The organism is Streptomyces sp. ICN903 (assembly GCF_022015835.1).
GTDB classification, from domain to species: Bacteria; Actinomycetota; Actinomycetes; order Streptomycetales; family Streptomycetaceae; genus Streptomyces; species Streptomyces fenghuangensis.
The window spans coordinates 1-3,138 of sequence record NZ_JAKMAY010000458.1 but is presented as its reverse complement, the minus strand read 5'-3'; the positions used below and the strand labels follow the sequence as shown (position 1 = coordinate 3,138).

The following is a 3,138-nucleotide window of genomic DNA, read 5'->3' as shown; positions in this document are numbered from 1 at the left end:
CCTTCCGCACCCATCCCGATCCCCACCCCGATACCAGGGAGCACATCAGGCGATGACCACGGACAACACCGGGACATCCAACCCGAGCCGGGTCCTGCCCCTGCCGGAACCCAAGGCCCGCACCGCGGCGCCCCACGTCGGCCCGCCGCGCGGACCGGCGCACCGGCCGCTGTCGGCGACCCTGCGCGGCAATCCGCACCGGCGCCGCGCCGCCGCCCTCCTCACCGCCGCCGACTGCCTCACCGCGGTCACGGCGGCCGCCGCCGTGACCACCGTGACCGCCGCGCCCGGAGCGGGCGGCGGCGGGGGGCCGCTCGCGGCCGTGGTGCTGTGCGCCGTCCTGCTGGCCGTCCTGATGCCGCTCAACGCCCGCGCCGGCCTCTACCGCACAGCCCTGGCGCCGACCGCGCTCGGCGAACTGCCCGCCCTGCTCGGCGGTACGGCCGCGGCCTGGTGCGCGGCCGCCGCGCTCCCGGCCGCGACCTGGGAGGGAAGGGCCCCGGACTGGACGGTCCTGACGGCGGCGGTGGCCGCCCACACGGCCCTGGCCTGTGCCGCACGCGGCGCCGTCCATCTGGCGCGCCGCCGTGCCGGACGCCGCAGACCGCGCTCCGCTCTGGTGGTCGGCGCCGGGGAGGCGGGACGGCGCGTCACCACCGCCCTGTACGAGCACCCCGAGTACGGGATGCGCCCGGTCGGGGTGGTCGAGCCGGGAGGAGAACCGGCCGACGCGGCACTGGCCGAGGGCGTCTCGGTGCCGGTGCTCACCGGACGCGAGGACATCGTCCGCGCCGCCATCCAGAACGCCGTGCGCGACGCGGTGTTCACCCGCGACCCCGGCACGGACCCGGAGGCCGCGGCGCTCGTGCCGCTCTTCACGGACCTGGACTGCACCGTGTGGGTGGTCGGCGCGGCATCCCCGGCCGCGCACCCGGCCGCCGCTCCCCACGCCCGCGGCGCCGGACGCACGGCCGAGCACCTGTGGGGCTTCCCCTGCCGCCGCCTGGACCCGCGGCCCCGGCACCGCCGGGCCGGACTGCGCGGCAAGCGCGCCCTGGACGTCGCGGTGGCCGCCGTGGCGCTGGTGGCCGCGGCCCCGGTGCTGCTGGCCTGCGCGCTCGCCGTCCGGATCGCCGACGGACCCGGGGTGATCTTCCGTCAGGAGCGGATCGGCCTGGACGGGCGTCCGTTCACCGTCCTGAAGTTCCGCACCCTGCGCCCCCGGGACGAGCACGAGTCGGCGACGCGCTGGAACGTCGCCGACGACCGCCGGATGAGCACGGTCGGCCACGTGCTGCGCCGCACCTCGCTGGACGAGCTGCCCCAGCTGTGGAACGTACTGCGCGGTGACATGAGCCTGGTCGGGCCCAGGCCCGAACGCCCCTACTTCGTCCAGCACTTCAGCCGGCTCCACCCCGGCTACGCGGCCCGCCACCGGATGCCCGCCGGAATCACCGGGCTGGCCCAGGTGCACGGACTGCGCGGTGACACCTCCATCGAGGACCGGGCACGGTTCGACAACCACTACATCGAGACCTGGTCGCTGTGGCAGGACGTCTCGATCCTGCTGCGCACCGCGGGCTCCGTCCTCCGGCTCGGGGGCAGCTGAGGTGACGACCGCCACCACGGTCAACGTGGCCGGCACGGCCACCGCACAGCCCACGGAGCCCACGGAGCCCACCGAGCCCACCGAGCCCGGGATCCCCCCGCGGGCCCCGGCCCCCGGGCCCCGCGGGGGCCGTCCCGCGAAGGCGGCGGCCGCCCACGGCCCGGTGCTGCCCGCGCTCGCCACCGTCCTGCTGGTGTGCGTGCCCGCGTACCGCGAGCCCGGCGGGGGAGGCGCGGGCCCCACCCTCGCCGACGCCGCCTCGGGTGTTCTGGTCGTGTGCTGCACCGCGTGGGCGCTGCGCACCCGCGCGCGCCCGCTGGACGCCACGGCCGCCGCCGTCCTGGCGGCGCCGGCCGCCGGTCTGGCGCTGGCGGCGGTGACGGCCCAGGACCCCGTGGCCGGCCTCACCGGTTACGTCCGTCTGCTCCAGGTGTTCGTCCTGGTGCCGGCCGCCCTGGTGCTCACGCTGCGCTCGCCGCGGCACGCCCGGACGGTCGCCGCCTCGCTGGTGGCGGTCGCCGTGGTGCAGGGCGCGGTCGGCGTCCACCAGTACCTCGCCGGCACCGGCGCCTCGTACCGGGGGGAGAACGTCCGGGCGGTGGGCACCTTCGGTCCGGCGGACGTCATGGGGATGGCCTCCGCCGTCTCCTGCGGCGTCGTCGTCGCCCTGGCCGCCGGGCTCGCCCCGCCCGCCGGAGCCCCCCGGTGGCTGCGGCCCGCGGCGCTGGGCACCGCCGCCGCGCTCCTGGTGCCGCTGATCCTCTCCTTCAGCCGGGGTGCGTGGATCTCCACAGCCGCCGCCTGCACGGCGGTGCTGCTCCTGACGGGCCTGCGCACAGCCCTGCGCGTCCTGGCGGCCGCCTCGGCCGCCGCGGTGGTCCTGGTCGGCGGATTCGGCGTGGGCGGCGATCTCGTCGCCGAGCGCGCCGCCAGCATCACCGAGGTCGCCGCGGAGCCCGACCAGTCCGTGACCGACCGCTACACCATGTGGGCCGCCGCCGTGGAGATCTGGCACGAGAACCCGCTGACCGGGGTGGGCCCCAAGGGCTTCGCCGAGCACCGCGACTCCCATGCCTCCCTCGCCCTGTCCTCGGCGAGCGACACCGCCGGGGCCGGACAGGACTTCCAGCGCCAGCCCCTGCTGTCCCCGCACAACATGTACCTGCTCCTCCTGGCCGAGCACGGGCTGGCCGGTGCCGTCGCCGTCACAGGCGGCTGGGCCGCGCTGCTGGTGCTGGGCGTGCGGCGGCTGCGGAGGGCACGGGCGGCGGGGCGGGCCACCGACTGCGGCCTGGCCGCGACCGGCCTGCTCGTCCTGGTCTGCGTCGACTTCCTCTACGCCGACATCGGGGGCCCGTCCACGGTGCTGACCGCCGTGGCGCTCGGCCTGGCCGCCTGGTGGGCACTGGCGCCCGCGGCGGCGGTCGGCGCGGTCACCGACCGCGTACGGGGCGCGAAGGAGGCGGGCGCACGGTGAGCACCAGTACAGCGACCGGCGCGCCCACCGCGCCCCCGCCGCCCTCCGGACC

2 protein-coding genes are annotated in these 3,138 nt (G+C 77.7%); both read left to right on the top strand.

What is annotated here, in order from left to right; genetic code table 11:
• Positions 1–52: 52 nt before the first annotated feature.
• Positions 53–1,609 carry an exopolysaccharide biosynthesis polyprenyl glycosylphosphotransferase gene (locus L7D48_RS27635; RefSeq protein WP_237883654.1) on the top strand — a complete coding sequence of 519 codons (1,557 nt, stop codon included), beginning with the start codon at positions 53–55 and terminating at the stop codon, positions 1,607–1,609.
• Between the two features lies 1 nt (position 1,610).
• Positions 1,611–3,086, top strand: a complete 1,476-nt coding sequence (locus tag L7D48_RS27630; RefSeq protein ID WP_237883652.1) for an O-antigen ligase — start codon at positions 1,611–1,613, stop codon at positions 3,084–3,086.
• Positions 3,087–3,138 lie beyond the last annotated feature (52 nt).

What these genes read in the sequence shown, in the direction of transcription:
- L7D48_RS27635 (WP_237883654.1), top strand. Translation starts at nt 53, where the DNA reads ATGACCACGGACAACACCGGGACATCCAACCCGAGCCGGGTCCTGCCC.